Annotated in this window: 16 protein-coding genes and 1 tRNA gene; 7 read left to right on the top strand and 10 right to left on the bottom strand. The window is 57.3% G+C overall.

Translation table 11 applies throughout. The annotated features are described in order from the left end of the window. Nucleotides 1-90: 90 nt before the first annotated feature. Nucleotides 91-1,317 (top strand): MFS transporter, encoded by a 1,227-nt coding sequence (locus tag RUM8411_RS00215; protein ID WP_085820634.1) that lies wholly within the window; start codon nucleotides 91-93, stop codon nucleotides 1,315-1,317. Nucleotides 1,318-1,321: 4 nt separating this feature from the next. Here RUM8411_RS00215 and RUM8411_RS00220 read toward each other — a convergent pair whose 3' ends face one another. The 3 genes from RUM8411_RS00220 to cysS are packed head-to-tail and all read right to left on the bottom strand — an operon-like array spanning nucleotide 1,322 to nucleotide 5,132. After that, nucleotides 1,322-2,104 (bottom strand): squalene/phytoene synthase family protein, encoded by a 783-nt coding sequence (locus RUM8411_RS00220; RefSeq protein WP_085821059.1) that lies wholly within the window; start codon nucleotides 2,102-2,104, stop codon nucleotides 1,322-1,324. Next, nucleotides 2,101-3,735, bottom strand: a complete 1,635-nt coding sequence (gene cimA, locus RUM8411_RS00225; protein WP_085820635.1) for a citramalate synthase — start codon at nucleotides 3,733-3,735, stop codon at nucleotides 2,101-2,103. The genes RUM8411_RS00220 and cimA overlap by 4 nt, the downstream gene beginning before the upstream one ends. Continuing rightward, complete coding sequence (gene cysS, locus RUM8411_RS00230; protein ID WP_085820636.1) at nucleotides 3,735-5,132, bottom strand: cysteine--tRNA ligase; 1,398 nt, start codon at nucleotides 5,130-5,132, stop codon at nucleotides 3,735-3,737. Before cysS ends, cimA begins: the two co-directional genes overlap by 1 nt. Nucleotides 5,133-5,348: 216 nt before the next feature. On the opposite strand from cysS, the gene RUM8411_RS00240 reads away from it, so the two are divergent. Beyond that, complete coding sequence (locus tag RUM8411_RS00240; protein WP_085820638.1) at nucleotides 5,349-5,693, top strand: MmcQ/YjbR family DNA-binding protein; 345 nt, start codon at nucleotides 5,349-5,351, stop codon at nucleotides 5,691-5,693. A gap of 57 nt (nucleotides 5,694-5,750) precedes the next feature. Beyond that, complete coding sequence (locus RUM8411_RS00245) at nucleotides 5,751-6,938, top strand: pyridoxal phosphate-dependent aminotransferase (protein ID WP_085820639.1); 1,188 nt, start codon at nucleotides 5,751-5,753, stop codon at nucleotides 6,936-6,938. A 6-nt stretch (nucleotides 6,939-6,944) separates the two neighbouring features. Here RUM8411_RS00245 and RUM8411_RS00250 read toward each other — a convergent pair whose 3' ends face one another. After that, a complete protein-coding gene (locus RUM8411_RS00250; RefSeq protein ID WP_085820640.1) occupies nucleotides 6,945-7,463 on the bottom strand; it encodes an outer membrane protein in 519 nt (172 codons plus the stop codon). A gap of 420 nt (nucleotides 7,464-7,883) precedes the next feature. On the opposite strand from RUM8411_RS00250, the gene RUM8411_RS00255 reads away from it, so the two are divergent. Beyond that, nucleotides 7,884-9,425 (top strand): trimethylamine methyltransferase family protein, encoded by a 1,542-nt coding sequence (locus RUM8411_RS00255; RefSeq protein ID WP_085820641.1) that lies wholly within the window; start codon nucleotides 7,884-7,886, stop codon nucleotides 9,423-9,425. Between the two features lie 57 nt (nucleotides 9,426-9,482). Here the strand turns inward: RUM8411_RS00255 and RUM8411_RS00260 are convergent, their stop codons facing one another. Both RUM8411_RS00260 and RUM8411_RS00265 read right to left on the bottom strand, forming a co-directional pair. Continuing rightward, nucleotides 9,483-9,728 carry an EF-hand domain-containing protein gene (locus RUM8411_RS00260; protein WP_085820642.1) on the bottom strand — a complete coding sequence of 82 codons (246 nt, stop codon included), beginning with the start codon at nucleotides 9,726-9,728 and terminating at the stop codon, nucleotides 9,483-9,485. Nucleotides 9,729-10,630: 902 nt separating this feature from the next. After that, nucleotides 10,631-14,251, bottom strand: a complete 3,621-nt coding sequence (locus tag RUM8411_RS00265) for a vitamin B12-dependent ribonucleotide reductase (protein WP_085820643.1) — start codon at nucleotides 14,249-14,251, stop codon at nucleotides 10,631-10,633. Nucleotides 14,252-14,782: 531 nt separating this feature from the next. Between RUM8411_RS00265 and RUM8411_RS00270 the strand changes: the two genes are divergently transcribed. Beyond that, on the top strand, nucleotides 14,783-15,217 hold the full coding sequence (locus tag RUM8411_RS00270) for a hypothetical protein (protein ID WP_085820644.1): 435 nt from the start codon (nucleotides 14,783-14,785) through the stop codon (nucleotides 15,215-15,217). A gap of 9 nt (nucleotides 15,218-15,226) precedes the next feature. Here the strand turns inward: RUM8411_RS00270 and RUM8411_RS00275 are convergent. The 4 genes from RUM8411_RS00275 to pdxH all read right to left on the bottom strand — a co-directional run bounded on the left by RUM8411_RS00275 (nucleotide 15,227) and on the right by pdxH (nucleotide 17,075). Further along, nucleotides 15,227-15,303 (bottom strand) — tRNA-Pro (locus RUM8411_RS00275). Between the two features lie 43 nt (nucleotides 15,304-15,346). Continuing rightward, the gene (locus RUM8411_RS00280) at nucleotides 15,347-15,814 is read right to left on the bottom strand and encodes a DUF192 domain-containing protein (protein WP_085820645.1); all 468 of its coding nucleotides are present in this window, start codon (nucleotides 15,812-15,814) and stop codon (nucleotides 15,347-15,349) included. 6 nt (nucleotides 15,815-15,820) lie between these two features. Further along, entirely contained in the window at nucleotides 15,821-16,348 is a 528-nt protein-coding gene (locus tag RUM8411_RS00285) for a cold-shock protein (protein ID WP_085820646.1), read from the bottom strand. A gap of 121 nt (nucleotides 16,349-16,469) precedes the next feature. Then, nucleotides 16,470-17,075 (bottom strand): pyridoxamine 5'-phosphate oxidase, encoded by a 606-nt coding sequence (gene pdxH / locus RUM8411_RS00290; protein ID WP_085821060.1) that lies wholly within the window; start codon nucleotides 17,073-17,075, stop codon nucleotides 16,470-16,472. Between the two features lie 135 nt (nucleotides 17,076-17,210). On the opposite strand from pdxH, the gene fabI reads away from it, so the two are divergent. Continuing rightward, entirely contained in the window at nucleotides 17,211-18,017 is an 807-nt protein-coding gene (gene fabI / locus RUM8411_RS00295; protein ID WP_085820647.1) for an enoyl-ACP reductase FabI, read from the top strand. Between the two features lie 3 nt (nucleotides 18,018-18,020). Next, a complete protein-coding gene (gene gpt / locus RUM8411_RS00300) occupies nucleotides 18,021-18,530 on the top strand; it encodes a xanthine phosphoribosyltransferase (protein ID WP_085820648.1) in 510 nt (169 codons plus the stop codon). The last annotated feature ends 24 nt before the right edge of the window (nucleotides 18,531-18,554 follow it).

The raw sequence follows: 18,554 nt of genomic DNA on the forward strand, positions 1-18,554 counted from the left end.
CCGGCAGTTGGGGTAGCGCGCACGTTACGTCGCTTTGCCGCAGATGCAACCCGCTTGTGTGACTGCCTTTTCAGGGCTACGCATGGGCGCATGACACTGACCTCGACCACCCCAGATAACAGTCAGGCCAAACGCAACGTCGCCGTTTTGGTGGCTGCGCAGGCCGTACTTGGCGCACAGATGCCAATGATCTTTATCGTTGGCGGGCTTGCGGGACAGTCGCTGGCTACCAATCCGTGCCTTGCCACTCTGCCGATTTCGCTGATCGTTCTGGGCTCGATGATGGCAGCCACACCGATTTCTGCAATCATGCAGCACTGGGGGCGTCGGGTTGGATTTCTGGTCGGGGCCACTGCGGGCGCTTGCGGCGGTCTGGTCGGGGCCTATGGGCTGTACCTGGGGTCTTTCCCCATCTTCCTGCTCGGCAGCCTGCTGACAGGCATCTATATGAGCGCGCACGGATTCTACCGGTTTGCCGCGGCTGATACAGCATCCGACGAGTTTCGCCCCAAGGCCATTTCTTATGTCATGGCCGGGGGCTTGGCCGCAGCTATCATTGGCCCACAGATCGTCAAACTGACGGCTGAGGCCTATGTCATTCCGTTTCTCGGCACTTATCTGGCGGTGATTGCGGTGAATATCTTTGGTTCGGCCCTGTTCTTCTTCCTCGACATCCCGACACCAGAAAAACCGGCGGCAGACGCGCCAAAGGGTCGGAGCCGCATGGAAATGCTCAAAACGCCCCGGATCGCAGTGGCCATAATCTGCGCGATGGTGTCGTATGCGCTGATGAACCTTGTGATGACCTCGACCCCTCTGGCGGTTGTGGGATGCGGGTACAGCGCAAATGACGCGGCCGATGTGGTGACGACCCACGTTTTGGCCATGTATGTTCCCAGCTTTTTCACCGGCCAGCTGATCGCGCGCTTTGGCGTAGAAAAGATCGTGGCCTTGGGTCTGGCCATTCTGGGCGGGGCTGGCGTCGTCGCCCTGCAAGGCGTTGAGCTGGAAAACTTCTTCATCGCTTTGATCTTGTTGGGATTCGGTTGGAACTTTGGCTTTATCGGCGCCACAACCATGCTGGCAGCGTCGCATCATGTCAGTGAGCGGGGCCGGATGCAGGGTCTGAACGATCTGTTGGTGTTCGGCGGTGTGACGGTCGCATCGCTGGCATCGGGCGGTTTGATGAACTGTTCGGGTGGCTCAGCGGTCGAGGGTTGGACGGCCGTTAACCTCGCTATGATCCCTTTGCTAACACTCGCAGGTGGAGCTTTGTTGTGGCTGGTATTGAGGCCGTCTGATCCGGAAACCGTCTAACGCCTCACCAGCGGCCGGTGGCTGCGGTCCACATCAGGGACGCCCTGCGGCGTATCTCTCCTTGCCCCAACGCGCCTGCAGCGACACGTTCTGGCCGAGCCACGGTTTGCCGCAGAACCCAGTCCGCCTGCCAGCCGGCGTAAAGCGCCGGGCGCGCGTCTGCGGATACGGCGGCCCGATCAACACGTGCGCGTCTTAGTCGATCCAGCGCTGTTTGGGCAAGGTTTCCAACAGCGTCAGGTGTGCCGTCCAGTAGTGGAATTCGGCCACGCGCCTCAAGATCAGGAATGGCGCGCAGCCAATTCGCAACCCCCACGCCATAGCCAAAGTCGCGCAGGACAGCCTCATCCGCCACCCCAAGCGCCTGCGCCGAGGCGACGATCAGGGTCGCAGAACTGTGGTTGATATAGGCATCGAAATGGGCCTCATCTTCGAACGGATCCCGATAGATATCCCAACGTCTGACAGCCACATATTCATCCAAGACCGTCGCCAGATGCGGTGACAAAACGCGGGAAAGCGGCGTCACCACCTCATGCCTGCGCACGGTCTGCCCCTCGGCTATCTCTTGCAGCGCGTCGCGCCACCATTGCAGGCGCATTTCGGCGATCATCGGCTCTTGGGTCACCCATGGCGCGCGGGCGACCTCGACATTCAACGCGAAGATCGGAAACAGCACTGTCCGGGCTGCGATTGGGGCGGCCATCGCAGCCATGAAACGGTCAGGATCAGCTTTATACACCAGCTCTGCGCAGCCCTTTATGTCCGCGTCGAATTGAACGGTCACTCGGCCACCGCCGACTGCCGCCCGCAATCGCGGACCAGCTTCCACTGTATCGCGTCCAGCAGTGCCTCGAACGAGGCATCGACTATGTTGGCGCTGACGCCGACGGTCGACCAGCGCCGCCCCTGCCCGTCTTCGCTGTCGATGATGACGCGTGTCACAGCTTCGGTCCCGCCCTGCGTGATACGCACCTTGAAATCCACCAAATGCATGTCGTCCAGAATGCGCGAGTACTGCCCCAGATCTTTCGACAGCGCCTTGGCCAACGCATTCACCGGCCCCCGGTCATTGCCCGTTTCGTCATGGGATTCGCTGACTGACAGTTTCTTTTCACCATCGACCTTAACCACAACGACCGCCTCTGACAGGCTGACCATCTTGTTGTACTTGTTCTTGCGCCGCTCGACGGTGACTTTATAGCGCTTTACCTCAAAAAATGCGGGCAGCTGCCCCAGCTCGTCCCGCGCCAGCAGCTCAAAACTCGCCTGTGCGGTGTCATAGGAATAGCCATCGGCCTCGCGCAGCTTGATCCGGTCCAGAATGTGCCCCAGCGCGGGATCACCCTGATCGACAGTCAGGCCAGCCTCGGCCAGGCGTTTGCGCAGGTTCGACTGGCCCGCCTGGTTCGACATCGGAATGATCCGTGCATTGCCAACGCTGGCCGGATCGACATGTTCATAGGTCGTCGGGTCCTTGAGAATAGCGCTTGCGTGCAGCCCAGCCTTATGAGCAAACGCTGACGCCCCGACATAGGCCGATTGCTTGCTGGGAACCCGGTTCAGAATGTCGTCCAGCATCCGGCTGATCCGCGTCAGGTCCGCCAGAGCTTGATTGCTGACGCCGATATCAAACTGCGAGGCATACGGCTCTTTCAACAACAAGGTTGGAATCAACGCGGTTAGGTTCGCATTGCCGCACCGCTCGCCCAACCCGTTCAACGTGCCCTGAATTTGCCGTGCACCCGCGTTGACCGCAGCCAAGGAGCAAGCCACTGCGTTTTCGGTGTCATTATGAGTGTGGATACCCAACCGATCCCCCGGAAAACCCGCGGCGATAACCTCTGACACGATGCGCGAAACCTCGGCTGGCAAAGCACCACCATTGGTGTCGCACAGCACAACCCAGCGCGCCCCAGCGTTTAATGCGGCCCGACAGACTTCAATTGCGTAGCCGGGGTTGTCCTTGTACCCGTCAAAGAAGTGCTCGGCATCAAAAAGCGCTTCACGCCCCTGAGCCGCGACATGCGCGACCGAGGCACGGATGTTCTCGACATTCTCCTCCAGCGGGATGCCAAGCGCATGGGTGACGTGGTAGTCATGCGACTTGCCAACCAGACAGACCGCCTGAGTGTCCGCATTCATCACAGCCGCCAGAACATCGTCATTTTCTGCAGACCGGCCGGACCGCTTAGTCATCCCAAAGGCGGTCAACCGAGCAGACGTTTTTGGTGCAGCATCAAAGAACGCACTATCCGTCGGGTTCGCCCCGGGCCATCCACCTTCGATGTAATCCACGCCCAACTGGTCCAGAGCCTGCGCGATCTGGATCTTCTCAGCTGTCGAGAACTGGACACCTTGCGTTTGCTGGCCGTCGCGCAACGTGGTGTCGTAAAGGTAGAGGCGTTCCGTGTGCATCACACCTCCTCCAGCTTGGTGGCGTCAAATCCGGTACCCGGCACCAGTTCAACACCGTCCTTGCTCATGCGAACCTCCAAACCGGCTGCGATGTAAGCCGCCTTCAGGCGATCCACTTCCGAGAAATCCTTGCTTTGCATCGCAACCGCCCGCGCATCCGCCAATCGATCTGCATGTGCAGACAGGTTCATCGCATCGGTTTCCGCCCACGCCCCCATCTCGGGCGTCAACACACCCAGCAGCTGCGCACTGGCCAACAGCCCCGCGGCATCTCCATCTGCCGCCAGACGATAAAGCTCGGTCAGAGCGCCCGGTGTATTCAGGTCATCACTCAGCGCGGCAATAGCCGCGGGCGCTGCCTTGGCTGCGGGCTCGATGCCCGCTGTCAGCGCCCGCCACTTGCGCAGCGTTGCTTCGGCTTCTCGGGCTTTCTTCTCGGTCCAGTCCATCGGCTTTCGGTAGTGAGTTTGCAAAAAGACAAAGCGGATCACTTCGCCCGGCACGCCCTGCTCCAACAGGTCATGCACGGTGAAAAAATTGCCCAATGACTTGGACATCTTCTTGCCTTCCACTTGCAGCATTTCATTGTGCAGCCAGACGCGCGCGAACTCACCATCGGGATGGGCGCAGCAGCTTTGCGCAATCTCATTCTCATGGTGCGGGAACATCAGATCGTTGCCGCCGCCGTGGATGTCGAAACTCTCGCCCAGCAGCTCGTACGACATCGCCGAGCATTCGATATGCCACCCCGGGCGCCCCCGACCCCAAGGGCTGTCCCATCCCGGCAGCTCATCGCTGGAGGGTTTCCACAGGACGAAATCCATCGGGTTCTTCTTATAGGGCGCGACTTCAACACGCGCGCCTGCGATCATATCGTCCACCGACCGGCCGGACAGGGCGCCGTATCGCTCTCTCCAGCTGTCTACGGCGAACAGCACATGTCCTTCGGCTGCGTAGGCGTGCCCCTTCGCGATCAATTCCTCAATCATCGCAACCATTTGTGGGATGTACTGCGTGGCACACGGCATTTCGTTCGGCTGCAACGCCCCCAAAGCGCCCATATCGTTCAGATACCAACTAATGGTCTCGTCCGAGCGTTCCTGGACCAACTGCTCCAACGTGCCTACGGCTCCGGCTTTTTGGCGGGCCAGCGCGGTCGCGTTGATCTTGTCATCCACGTCGGTGAAGTTGCGCACATAAGTGACGTGATCCGCCCCATAGGTATGGCGCAACAGCCGATACAACACGTCAAACACCACCACCGGTCGGGCGTTGCCCAGATGAGCCCGGTCATAAACCGTGGGTCCACAGACATACATCCGCACATTGTCGGCGCTGATTGGAACGAAGTTCTCTTTCGTCCGCGTCCGTGTGTTGTGCAGTTTGATTGTCGTCATCGGTCGGCTCCTAAAGACAGCATAGCTATTCGCGTTGGCGCGGGCTTAGCAACTTGTCTCAGAGATGAAAACGAAAGAAACCGGCCCGCTTGAAGGATCAGCAGGTAATGCAGCAAATAATGATGCAGGTCATACGGTTCATGACCACCCCCTAGCACGTGGATCTCTCTACGCCAAGTCTTGAGTTCCATCTCGCCCTGGCGCATTTTCGGTCTCATGACGCGTGAAAATGTTAATTCCATATGTAGAACCCTTCCGGGTGCCGAATGGTCCGATCCTTGGGGCGGCGGGCATGATGCCTGGAAAATCGGCGGCAAAATGTTTGCCTGCATCGGCATTGCCAATGACGGCGTTTCAGTCAAAACACCCGATATCGAAACCGCACAGATGCTGATCGACGCAGGGGTCGGTGTAAAAGCCCCTTATTTTCACCGCAGCTGGATACGATTGCCCTTCGATTGCGACGGCGAGGAATTGCTTCACCGTCTGGCCACATCTTATGATCTGGTCCGGGCTTCGTTGACCAAGAAAGCACAGGCCGCTCTGCCCCCGCGAAGCTGATTGACAATTCCGAACGCCTCTGGCCCATTCTGCGTAAATCCCAGACCGGAGCGTACCATGAAATTGTCGCAGCGCATCACGCACCTGACCGAAGGCGGCAGTGACGGGTGGGATGTGTTCTACCGCGCCCGCCGCATGATCGACGAAGGCCACGCAGTGACTGAACTGACGATTGGTGAGCATGACATCCGCACCGATGCCTCAATCCTAGAGGCGATGGACCTGTCCGCCCGGCAGGGTCACACCGGTTATGCAATGGTGCCTGGCACCGACCTGTTACGCGATACAGTGGCCGCCCGTCTGCAGACCCGCACCGGCGTTCCCACTACACGAAACAACGTGCTGATCACACCGGGTGGTCAATCCGCTCTGTTCGCGGCTCATGTCGCGGTGTGCGATCCCGGTGATGTTGGCCTTTTCATCGACCCATATTACGCCACTTATCCCGGCACGATCCGTGGGGCTGGTGCAACGGCCCGGCCTATCCAGACAAGTGCCGATGACGCGTTCCAACCCCGTGCCCAGCGGATCGACGCCGCAGCAGACGGCGCGGTTTCTCTATTGATCAACACACCAAACAACCCCACCGGTGTGGTTTATTCGCGCGCAACTTTAGAGGGCGTCGCACAGGTCTGTCACGCCCGCGATCTTTGGCTGATCTCGGATGAGGTTTATGACACACAGGTTTGGGACGGCACGCATATCTCTCCGCGCACTTTGCCCGGAATGACCGAACGCACTCTGATCGTCGGGTCAATGTCGAAATCTCATGCCATGACAGGTTCGCGCTGTGGTTGGGTTGTTGGGCCGGAAGAGGTAATTGCCCACCTGATCAATCTAGCCACGCACACGACCTATGGCGTGCCCGGGTTTATTCAGGACGCCGCCAGCTTTGCCCTGAACGCGGGCAATTTACTGGTGGAAGAGATAGCCGCACCCTTCCGCAGACGGCGCGCGCTGGCGATGGAAGTTCTGAGTACCCAGAACACGGTTGGCTTGGTTCCGGCGCAAGGGGCAATGTATCTTATGTTGGATATCCGCGCCACTGGCCTGGACGGCGAGGGTTTTGCCAACGCCTTACTGGACACGCATTCAATTGCCGTCATGCCAGGGGAAAGCTTTGGTACCGCCGCCAGGGGTCATATTCGCGTTGCTATGACAATCGATGACGACAGGTTCGCGGCGGCCCTGACCACGATCTGCACTTATGCCGCAGTGCTGGCCGACCGTCGCGCCGCCGAGTAGTTTGGGTTAGAACCGGAAAGTTGTACGCAGGTTGAACACGTTTGAATCCAACCCACCCTCAGAACGGGTGACGTCGTTAAACTCCTGGCGCAAAGCCTCGCCGCTGATCACGAAATGCTCACCAATGGGGTAAGCCACGCCAATGCCGTAGACAGCCGCCGTATCACTCTCGACCGAGGATTCGACCCGGGCCGCGCCGATTACAACATACCCCAATGCAGGACCGAAATCGTACCCGCCACGCAGTTTCAGACGGGTCATACTGTCCAAACTGCCCTCACCATTACCCAGATTCAGGGACAGGCGGTTATACTCCAGTTCTCCACCCAAAACGAAGGACCCGAAATCGCGGTCATACCCAACATGGGGGCCGAAACTGGTGTCATTTCCGCTGGAGCCGTTTGGGCCATCCGCATCTGTGTACCCAAAGCTGAATCCGGCATAAGCCCCAGTCCAATCTTCGGCAATTGCCGGAGCGGCGCAGGTCATCATCAAACCGACAATGAGGGCCTTATGGGCTTTCATCAACCTCTCCAAAAAGCTTTGGGCCAAAGCCTTGATCAATTCGGTACATTATTACACAACAATTGGTCAGCAACCGTTAAAATTCAATTGAGATCACGACCTTTTCTTTAATAAGTGAAGGTAGGATAACAGACTTTTGCCGCTCAGGGGAAAAAACTGGGACGTCACCGCTAACACTGTGACAGATACATCAAGCACTTCGTTTTTAGGCATGTGGGTCGCAAACAGAACAGAACGCAGCCATCTGCCTAGTACCATTCGTGACCAGATACCGAGGACACGCATGCGAAACGAATTTTGGATAATTCGCCTGATCAGCCGCACTATCGGTGCGGACCGCGGGCGTGCGGCACGTGGGCGCCCGGGGCCGGTCTGATTTTGGCCACCCTGAAAGACACGTCTACACCCGGAATCCAAACCATGAACGACCAACCCCGTAATACACCTCGCAGCGGTGGACGCGCCGCGCGCCGTGCGGCCCGTGCCTCGGCCCTGCCAGAACATTTGCGCCCCATCCGCCCCGGCATGGAAGGCGGAGTTCTGAATGTCCTGACACAGGCGCAGATCGAACGTATCCACGAGGCGGCACTAACCGCGCTTGAAACCATCGGGCTAGCAGATGCGCCCCAAAGCGGCATCGACTACCTGACGGGTGTTGGCTGCATTCTGGGCGATGATGGCCGCATCCGATTTCCTCGCGCTTTGGTCGAAGATACGCTGGCCAAGGCAAACAGGTCCGTCACCTTGCACAGCCGGGACGGTAAAACCGATCTGGAATTGTCCGGCACCAAAGTTCACTACGGCACTGCTGGTGCAGCTGTCAGCATGGTGGACGTTCACGGGCGGGAATACCGGGATTCGACAGTACAGGATTTGCATGACGCGTCACGTATCTGCGAAAACCTTGAAAATATTCACTTTGTTCAACGACCTATGGTCTGTCGTGACATCGCAGACAACCTGGAGATGGATCTGAACACGGTCTATGCCACCACCTCTGGCACGTTTAAACATATCGGCACCTCCTTCACCGAACCCAGCCATGTCGGCCCTGCAATCGAAATGCTCCACATGATTGCCGGGGGTGAGGACAAATGGCGGGAACGCCCGTTCATGTCGAATTCGAACTGTTTTGTCGTACCGCCAATGAAGTTTGCGACCGAAAGCTGCGAGGTGATGGAACTGTGCATCAAGGCCGGAATGCCGGTTCTGCTGCTTTCTGCCGGAATGGCCGGAGCAACGGCACCCTCGACCATTGCCGGTGCGATCACCCAGGCCACAGCGGAATGCCTGGCTGGTCTGGTTTATGTAAACGCTGTAAGCCCCGGTGCGCCCGCAGTTTTTGGCACTTGGCCCTTCGGGCTGGACTTGCGCACGGGGGCGATGTCCATCGGGTCGGGGGAACAGGCTTTGCTGTCCTCGGGATGCGCTCAGATGCACAGGTTCTACGATCTTCCGGGTGGGGCTGCTGCCGGTGCGTCTGATTCGAAACTGCCGGATATGCAGGCCGGTTGGGAACAGATGTGTTCGAACGTCATGGCCGGGCTGTCTGGCCTGAACATGGTGTATGAAGCAGCGGGCATGCATGCTTCACTGCTGGGTTTTTGCTTTGAAAGCCTGATCCTCAGCGATGATCTGATCGGTCAGGCACTGCGCTGCGTACGTGGGATCGAAGTGACGGATGAGACATTGGCGCTGGATCAGATGGCCGAAGTTTGCATGGACGGACCCGGTCACTATCTGGGAACGGATGCAACGCTAAGCCGGATGCAGGCGGATTATGTCTATCCAACCTTCGGTGACCGCGCATCCCCCAAGGAATGGGTGGAACTTGGCAAGCCGGATCTGATCGAAAAGGCGATCCAACGGAAACAAGAGATCCTGTCAACGCCGTCCCCGGCCCGTTTTGACCCGATGCTGGACGCAAAGTTGCGCGATGCATTCAACATCCACCTCTCTTGATAGTAATTTGAAAAAGCGGCCAGAATCGCTCTGGCCGCTTTCCTGATTCAAGGGCAGTTAGCCGTTGGTGGACGGTAGCAAACCTGCTTCCTGCGCAACAGCAATCTCTGCCTCATCCAACGCGCCATCGCCGTTGGCGTCCATCAGCGAAAATCCGTCTGCGTCAACTTCGGGTACAACAGCCTGCACTTCCTCGATCGTCAGAACCCCGTCTCCGTTGGTGTCAGCCGACGATTGCGCAACGGCCAGCGCTGGCAGTCCAAAAGCAAGTACAGAGAGTGTGGCCAGAGTCTTCGGTTTCATTGTGATGCCTCCTGATTAAGTTTGTGTATTTCCTGTCCGGACAGGCACCAAAAACACCGCAACACCGCCGGTGTCACCCGCATTGCGGGAACCCGAAGTTTTCGCGCCAATCTCCGCGTGTTTGACAGAGTCGCGTCTGCGGTTGGCCGCTGGGCAAAATTCCCCCATCCGCGTTCGGCGGTTCTTGCCCGACGGGATAGGAACGATCCGGCAAGGCGTTGCCTAAATAGCTACAAAGGGCGGGCAAAAAGAAAGGGGGCCGAGGCCCCCTGTCAGTTTCGCCATCCAGGCTCCATTCGTTGACCGCCCGGTGTTTTGTTTGCCTGCGGCCTGGACGTCGCATGGAACGAGCGCACCCGTTCCGTGAAAGAGTGGGAAAGAGCATATATTCCGCCCCACCCTGTTCCCGGCCAACACGGGCATGTCGGCCGAGTGGACCAAGGCATCGAAGGTAAGTCTCTGCGCCTTGATCCGTATTCGTCGGGGCCGGTAACTGTGGCAGCTTCCGACCCCTGCGCCCCGGGTTGCCGGGGCGCTAATGAGAAGAACTTACTTCTTCTTGTTCGGCCGCTGTGTGAGCGCCGACGCCGCTGCCGTTTTGGCAGCTTTGGAGGACTTCGGGTTACGAAGCACTTTAGCTGCGGCAGATGCAGCCTTAGCACTTGTAACTTCCGAGTTCTTACGTCGAGACATATTCAGTCCCTCCTTATCCACAGGTGAGTTGAGGACAACTCATGTATTTCCTGTGGGTTGGCAGCGCGTCATTGATTGCCGAACTCTTACGTGTTTTCTCCTTTCCATCGGTCTTTCGAACCGAGTCGGTTTATCCCTCGCCCGCACTGGTAAAGCGGGGGAAAAGCCGGGGATCAGTGTTGGCGCACTGGTCCCCAACCTTCAATTTCTTAACTACACCCGCTTGTTGAGCCGCAGGTGTTGCACTTCATGCAGGTGCCGTTGCGCACCAGAGTGTAGTTTCCGCATTCGCCACAAGGGTCGCCCTCATAGCCCTGCATCTTGGCCTTGGTCCGTGCATCCATGCTGGTTGCAACTGCAGTTTCCGTCACTGGCGCTTCGAATTGCGGTGCAGCTTCCGACATGCCAGTGACCTCAACCTGTCCGCCGTTGAAAACCGCCAGATCCTGAGGCAGACGCTTGCGCAGATACCCGGTGGAGCTGATTTGTTTCAGCACTTCCAGTGATTTGGACGCTGCGCTGTCGCTGATTTCAGACAGGTTCGATACGCCCTCTTCTTCTCCGCGACCCAAATCGTCAAAGCTTGCGCCTTCGGGTTTCACATGGGCCAGATCGGTACGATCCAAATAAGAAACGGCCAGTTCCCGGAAGATATAGTCCAGGATCGAGGTCGCGTTTTTGATCGAGTCGTTGCCCTGCACCATCCCCGCCGGTTCGAACTTGGTGAAGGTAAACGCGTCTACGAATTCCTCGAGCGGCACGCCATATTGCAGGCCAACCGACACGGCGATGGCAAAGTTGTTCATCATCGCCCTGAAGCCAGCGCCTTCCTTGTGCATGTCGATGAAGATCTCGCCCAGCTGGCCGTCCTCGAACTCACCCGTCCGCAGATACACCTTGTGACCACCCACGATGGCTTTTTGGGTATAACCTTTGCGGCGATGCGGCAGCTTTTCGCGGTGGCTGCGGATGATTTCCTTGACCACAACCTTTTCGATGACCTTCTCGGCCAGCACTACAGCCTTTTCCTGTGGCGATCCGCTTTCCAGTACTTCTGCCGCCTCATCATCATCCTCGACCAGAGCCGCGGCCAGAGGCTGCGACAATTTCGAGCCGTCACGATAGAGCGCGTTGGCCTTCACACCCAGCGACCAGCTGAGTTCATAGGCTTTCTGGCAATCTTCGATGGTGGCATCATTCGGCATGTTGATAGTTTTGCTGATCGCGCCCGAAATAAAGCTCTGGGCTGCTGCCATCATGGTGATGTGGCTGTCAACACCCAGGAAACGCTTGCCTTTTTTACCGCACGGGTTGGCGCAGTCGAAAATCGAGTAATGCTCTTCCTTCAGATGCGGCGCGCCTTCCAGCGTCATTGTCCCGCAGACATGGTCGTTGGCCGCGTCGATATCCGCTTTGGTAAAGCCCAGGTGACGCAGAAGATCGAAGGTCGGGTCATTCAGCTTGGTCGCCGGGATGCCCAGGACGCCGGTGCAGAAGTCTTCTCCTAGCGTCCACTGGTTGAACACGAACCGAATGTCGAATGCGCTTTCCAGTGCGGCGTCCACCTTGGCCAGTTCATTCGGTCCAAACCCGTGACCGGTCAGTGAAGTGTGGTTGATCCCCGGTGCGTTGCCGATGCTGCCGTGACCGACGGCATAAGACACGATTTCTTCGATCTGGGCCGAGGAATAGCCCTGCTTTTCCAGCGCCGACGGCACCGAGCGGTTGATGATCTTGAAGTATCCGCCACCGGCCAGCTTCTTGAATTTGACCAGCGCAAAATCAGGCTCGATCCCGGTTGTGTCACAATCCATCACTAGCCCGATGGTGCCAGTGGGCGCAATCACCGTGGCCTGTGCGTTTCGGTATCCGTTCTTTTCGCCCAGGCTCAGCGCCTCGTCCCAAGCCGACATGGCCAGGTCGATCAGGCGTTTATCCGGGCAGTTGCCATGATCCAAAGGTACCGGTTTGACGGCCAGCTTCTCATAACCATCGGTTACACCCTGCGATGCACGGCGGTGGTTGCGGATGACCCGCAGCATGTGGTCGGCGTTGCGCTCATACCCTTTGAACGGACCCAGCTCACCTGCGATCTCGGCTGAGGTCGCATAAGCAACACCGGTCATGATCGCAGTCAACGCGCCGCAGATGGCCCGACCTTCGTCCGAGTCGTAGCTGTGCCCCATGTTCATCAGCAGACCGCCGATATTGGCGTACCCCAGACCCAAGGTGCGGAAATCATAGGATAGTTGCGCGATTTCCTTGGACGGGAACTGCGCCATAGTCACCGAGATTTCCAGTGTCAGGGTCCACAGGCGCGAGGCGTGCATATAGTCGGCGGCCTGAAACTCGCCGTCCTTGAGAAAGGTCAGCAGGTTCATCGACGCCAGGTTACAGGCTGTGTCATCCAAGAACATGTATTCCGAGCACGGGTTCGATCCGCGAATCTCACCGTCTTTGGGGCATGTGTGCCATTCGTTGACAGTGTCGTGGAACTGGATACCCGGATCGGCACAGGCCCAAGCCGCGTGGCCAACCTTTTCCCACAGATCGCGTGCCTTGACGGTCTTGGCGACCTTGCCATTGGTGCGGTTGATCAACTCCCAATCGGCGTCTTTCTTCACCGCCGTCAGGAACGTATTGGTCACCCTGATCGAGTTGTTAGAATTCTGACCCGAGACCGAGCTATATGCTTCCGAATCCCAGTCTGTATCGTATGTCGGAAATTCGATGCTGTCGTGACCCTGCCGCGCATAGTCCAACACGCGCTTGATGTAAGTCTCGGGGATTGCAACCTTTTTCGCTTCGCGAACGGCGATTTTAAGGGCGTCGTTTTTCTTGGGGTCATACGCATCTTCCTGCGCACCGTCCCATGTGCGGATGGCCTCGAAAATACCGTTCAGCATCTTTTCGTGCATCTTCGATCCGGCAACGATCGAGGCCACCTTCTGCTCTTCGATCACCTTCCATTCGATGAATTTTTCGATATCGGGGTGATCTGCATCGACGATTACCATCTTTGCTGCTCGACGGGTTGTCCCGCCTGATTTGATCGCGCCAGCGGCGCGGTCGCCGATCTTGAGAAAACCCATAAGCCCCGAAGACTTGCCGCCACCTGAAAGCGACTCACCCTCTGCACGCAGGTGGCTAAAGTTGGTCCCGGTACCCGAGCCGTATTTAAACAGGCGCGCCTCGCGCACCCACAGGTCCATGATACCGCCCTCGTTCACCAGATCATCGTCGACGGACTGGATGAAACATGCATGCGGCTGCGGATGCTCGTACGCGGATTTGGATTTGGTCAGTTTGCCGGTCTTATAGTCGACATAGTGGTGCCCCTGTGCCGGGCCATCAATACCATAAGCCCAGTGCAAACCGGTATTGAACCATTGCGGGCTGTTCGGCGCGGCGCGCTGAGTCGCCAGCATATAGCGCATCTCGTCGAAGTAGGCGCGCGCGTCTTCCTCGGTCGAGAAATAGCCGCCCTTCCATCCCCAATAGGCCCAGGCACCGGCCAAACGGTCAAACACCTGCTTGGCCGAGGTTTCGCCATCAAACTCGGCACCTTCCGCAGGGACAGAGCGCCACAGAAACTCAGGGACGTCTTTTTCTTTGACTTTCTTCAGCTTGGTCGGGACGCCTGCCTTGCGGAAATACTTTTGCGCAATGACGTCGCTTGCGACCTGGCTCCAACGGGCAGGAATTTCGATATCATCGAGACGGAAAACAATGGTGCCGTCCGGGTTCCGGATCTCGGACGTGGCCGTCACAAAGTCCAGATCTGCGTATGCATCCTGTCCCGGTTTGGTAAAATTCCTGTCAATCTTCATGTCCGCCGCCCTAGATTCAATCAACTTGTCCGATGGCATTGAGGTCGCGTTAGTGTCCCCGCAGCCGTGCCAGAAAAATTGGGCGTAAAAGACCGGGCGCTGCTGTTAACAGCGCGAAACCGCCCAAACGGCTGCACGGTAAATGATGTGCTTTCCGACCCTCGCCCTATGCCCTACTCTGGTTTGGCTACCAGATTTTGTGGCATTTCTTTCGGCCTATACAACTTGGCGTATTCAACCATATGACGTCAACGGCCTTTTTCAGTCATTTTTGGAATCTTTTGTATTGACCGAGACGTGATCATGAACCTGCTGAGTTTAGGTTCCGATTCCTCCACAGGTTCATCCACTGCGCCCTGCAACTGGTTCCAAAAAGCACGAGAACGATTAACTGTGTTTGTCGGCATAGTTATCGGAATTTGGTAATCCTGCTTTAAGATGGCTAGGCTGGATAAGAATCGACGCGGCATCCATCGGGCGACCAAATTAGGTCAGCGGGTGCGGCGCCATAGATCAAGGGTACCAGGAATAATGTATGCGTTTCGCTTGCTTCCCGTATTGGCCCTTATCGTGGCCTGCACACCACAAGATGTGCCCCCTCCGTCGCGCAGTGCCCAGTTCGAAACCTACCCCAAACGCCTGTTCGAAACGTTTGAGACGGATTGTAACGGCCCTGCGGAACGCTTTGAGAAGACCGGAAATCGGGTTTTCGAATGTTCAGAGTTGTTGCCGCCCAACGCCACCGCGTTTCTGATTCTGACTTATGATGGCTATCCGCAGGACCTTCCCGAAAGTGTCATGAGGCTGACGTCGACAAAGACCAGATCAGGTTACCGAGTAGACGCCGAGTTGTTCTTCAATGTCCCTCAGCGAACCGGCCCGGCGATCCGGGTTCCGGTCGAGAGTAAAACACTCGATAAGGCGCTGAGCGCGCTTTACCGAGATATGGGTGGATCACCTACGTGAGGAGAAAAGTGGTCGGGGCGGCAGGATTCGAACCTACGACCCCCTGTACCCAAAACAGGTGCGCTACCAGACTGCGCCACGCCCCGAACCGTGCGCCTTCCTAACGGGGCTGTTCTGATTTGAAAAGCCCTAACAGGGCCAAATTGCGGGACCTTGTGAAAAAACTTCGTGCCGCATCTGCGTTCCAGGGGTGATCAGATAGCGAGCAGCGAGTCCGGCGTTGATTTCCAGCACTGCATAAACCGAATCGCCGCCTTCAATCGGGGTCAGATCACCGGGAATCGCGTTTTCATGGATGCTGGTCACCGTGCCCGTCCTGTCCACAAAAATGATGTCCAGGGGAATCAGGGTATTCTTCATCCAGAACACCACCGGCTGCGGTGGATCAAAGATGAACAGCATGCCTGCGCGCTTCGGCAGCGATTCTCGGAACATCAGACCACGCGCCCGATCCTGCGGTGCCACGGCCAGTTCGATATCGAAGTTTACCTGCGTTGTTTCGTTGCGAAGCCCGACGCGATCTAACAGGCACGCCGCCTGAACGTGTCCGGTCCACAGCATCGTTGCAAAAACAAGACCTGCAATGAGTCGGATCATGAGGAATCAGTCGTCCAAAGCGGCTTCCCAGGCCATGACCTGAGCTGCCATGCGCCCGCGTTTGCCGTCGATCACGCGCATCGCAAGCGCCTCACCGGGTTGCAGGTCTGCAAGGCCGGAGCGACGCAGAACCTCGATGTGCAAGAACACGTCTTCTCCACGACCAAAAACATTTGCAAAGCCAAAGCCTTTGCCCTTGTCGAACCACTTAACGCGCGCTGCTTCCAGCGGGGCCGCAGCGATCACAACCGGGTCGAGCTCTGCAAAATCTGCCAGCATCATAGCGTCGGCTCGTGCAGGCGGGTCTACACTGATAACCTCGACCGCCTGAACACCTCGGTCCGTGCGATGGGTCATGATCTCGATGCCCGCACCATCCGCCACTGAGCTTTGGCCAAAATTGCGCAACACGTTCACATGCAACAGAATATCTGGGCCGCCTTCGTCAGACACAACGAACCCGTACCCTTTGGCAGGGTCGAACCATTTTACGTGTCCATGGACGCGGTACATGTTGTTCAGATCTTCTGGCACGGTGTTCCCATCACGAAAATTACCAATTCGTTAACGCCCCGATGTGTATGGAAATGGCTCGCAAATTCAAGCTGAAAAAAGCCTTTGTTTTCTTCGTGTTGCATTTCACGATACGTGAGAGTCATGGATTCAGCCTTTGCACTTGCCACTCAGACCCCGCCTGATCCCGCCGCCATCTGAACCTGTCATGAAGCCTGAACGCCCCATCGGCCCAAAACTCGATTTCGGTAGGCTCTAACCTGTACCCTCCCCAAAACGGAGGGCGCGGTGGATTCGGCCCAAGTTTCGCCGTCACTTTCGCAACCTCGGCCATCAATGCGGACCGACTGCTGAGGGGCTGGGATTGCTTTGACGCCCAAGCCCCAAGGCGGCTTTTCAGCGAACGGGACGCATAATATTCATCAGCCTGCGGCCCATTTTCCCGCTTGATTATACCACGAACACGGATTTGTCGCCGCAATGATTTCCAATGCATGACAAATGCCGCTTTTCCAGCTGCATCAAGTTCGCCAGCCTTGGCACTTTCATAGTTTGTATAGAATACGAAAGCTCCGCCTTCGATCTCTTTCAACAGGACCATTCGGGCGTTTGGCATACCGTCCGAGTCTACGGTCGCCAAAGCGATCGCGTTCGGATCATTCGATTCACTTTCCCTGGCCTCGTCCAGCCACCGCCCCGCAATAACGAACGGATCGGTGCCGGCGAAAATGCCGTCACGCTCGCTCATTTCCATCCCCTGGAAACTTTTGTTAACCACACTAAGGCGAGAACCCGCTACGGGCAAGACCGCGCGGCCTTGATGCAGCGCATTCAATGGCATAAACCAACGCAACGTTATGCGAAGACAGGCGGAGAACCAAACATGTCAAATCAGTTGATGGCCGGCAAACGCGGCCTCATCATGGGACTGGCCAATGACAAATCAATCGCATGGGGAATCGCCCGCGCCTTGTCCGAGGCCGGGGCCGAACTTGCCTTTTCTTATCAGGGCGATGCGCTGAAGAAACGGGTTGATCCCCTAGCCGCCCAATTGGGCAGTGAGATTGTTCTGCCCTGCGATGTCAGCGACGAGGCGTCAGTAGACGCACTGTTCACATCGCTGGAAGAAAAATGGGGCACGCTGGATTTTGTCGTTCACGCCATTGGCTTTTCCGACAAGAACGAATTGCGCGGACGCTATGTTGACACCAGCCGTGCCAATTTCAAACTGACCATGGATGTGTCGGTCTATTCCTTCACGGCCGTCATGCAGCGCGCCGAGAAGATGATGTCGGAAGGCGGCAGTGCTGTCACCCTGACCTATTACGGTGCCGAACAGGTCATGCCGCATTACAATGTCATGGGCGTTGCAAAGGCGGCGCTTGAGGCATCGGTCAAATATTTGGCCGAGGATCTGGGCAAGGATGGCATCCGCGTGAACTCGATCTCGGCGGGTCCGATCAAGACGCTGGCCGCCAGCGGCATCGGCGATTTCCGCTATATCATGAAGTGGAACGAGTATAACTCGCCCCTGCGCCGCAACGTGACCATTGATGAAGTGGGCAAGTCAGCGCTTTATCTTCTGTCCGACCTCAGCAGCGGCGTCACGGGTGAGAACCTGCACGTCGATTCGGGGTATCACATCGTCGGCATGAAAGCCGTCGACGCACCAGACGTTGAAAAGGGTTAATCAATGAGCGCCAAAGACCGCCTGCCCCATGAAAAAGGCTTTCACATCAGCTGGGATCAGATCCACCGTGATTCCCGCGCTCTGGCCTGGCGGCTTGACGGTCAGGGCCCGGAGGACGGCGCTTGGCGTGGGGTTGTTGCCATCACACGCGGTGGTATGGCCCCGGCAATGATCGTCAGCCGCGAGTTGGATATTCGCACCGTCGACACGATCAGCGTCCGGTCCTACCACCATCAGGATCAAGGCGAAGCCGAAGTTCTTAAAGCTCCCGATGCGGATCTGATGGGCGATGGCACGGGCATTCTGATCATCGACGATCTGGTAGACAGCGGCAAAACGCTGGAACTGGTGCGCGCGATGTATCCCAAGGCACATTTCGCGACGGTCTATGCGAAACCAAAAGGCCGCCCGATGGTCAACACTTTCATCACAGAGGTCAGTCAAGACACGTGGATTTTCTTCCCGTGGGACATGGCTCTGCAATACGTCGAACCCTATCGCGGCACGGACTGACGCGCCTTTACCTCAAATCAGAGA

This window comes from Ruegeria meonggei (assembly GCF_900172215.1).
Lineage (GTDB): Bacteria > Pseudomonadota > Alphaproteobacteria > Rhodobacterales > Rhodobacteraceae > Ruegeria > Ruegeria meonggei.

Bases quoted from the DNA above. Each gene is read 5' to 3' on its own strand.
- RUM8411_RS00260 (WP_085820642.1), bottom strand. From the start codon at position 9,728: ATGAAACCGAAGACTCTGGCCACACTCTCTGTACTTGCTTTTGGACTG.
- RUM8411_RS00265 (WP_085820643.1), bottom strand. From the start codon at position 14,251: ATGAAGATTGACAGGAATTTTACCAAACCGGGACAGGATGCATACGCA.
- RUM8411_RS00250 (WP_085820640.1), bottom strand. From the start codon at position 7,463: ATGAAAGCCCATAAGGCCCTCATTGTCGGTTTGATGATGACCTGCGCC.
- pdxH (WP_085821060.1), bottom strand. From the start codon at position 17,075: ATGAGCGAGCGTGACGGCATTTTCGCCGGCACCGATCCGTTCGTTATT.
- gpt (WP_085820648.1), top strand. From the start codon at position 18,021: ATGAGCGCCAAAGACCGCCTGCCCCATGAAAAAGGCTTTCACATCAGC.
- RUM8411_RS00255 (WP_085820641.1), top strand. From the start codon at position 7,884: ATGAACGACCAACCCCGTAATACACCTCGCAGCGGTGGACGCGCCGCG.
- RUM8411_RS00270 (WP_085820644.1), top strand. From the start codon at position 14,783: ATGTATGCGTTTCGCTTGCTTCCCGTATTGGCCCTTATCGTGGCCTGC.
- fabI (WP_085820647.1), top strand. From the start codon at position 17,211: ATGTCAAATCAGTTGATGGCCGGCAAACGCGGCCTCATCATGGGACTG.
- RUM8411_RS00215 (WP_085820634.1), top strand. From the start codon at position 91: ATGACACTGACCTCGACCACCCCAGATAACAGTCAGGCCAAACGCAAC.
- cimA (WP_085820635.1), bottom strand. From the start codon at position 3,735: ATGCACACGGAACGCCTCTACCTTTACGACACCACGTTGCGCGACGGC.
- RUM8411_RS00240 (WP_085820638.1), top strand. From the start codon at position 5,349: ATGACGCGTGAAAATGTTAATTCCATATGTAGAACCCTTCCGGGTGCC.
- cysS (WP_085820636.1), bottom strand. From the start codon at position 5,132: ATGACGACAATCAAACTGCACAACACACGGACGCGGACGAAAGAGAAC.
- RUM8411_RS00280 (WP_085820645.1), bottom strand. From the start codon at position 15,814: ATGATCCGACTCATTGCAGGTCTTGTTTTTGCAACGATGCTGTGGACC.
- RUM8411_RS00245 (WP_085820639.1), top strand. From the start codon at position 5,751: ATGAAATTGTCGCAGCGCATCACGCACCTGACCGAAGGCGGCAGTGAC.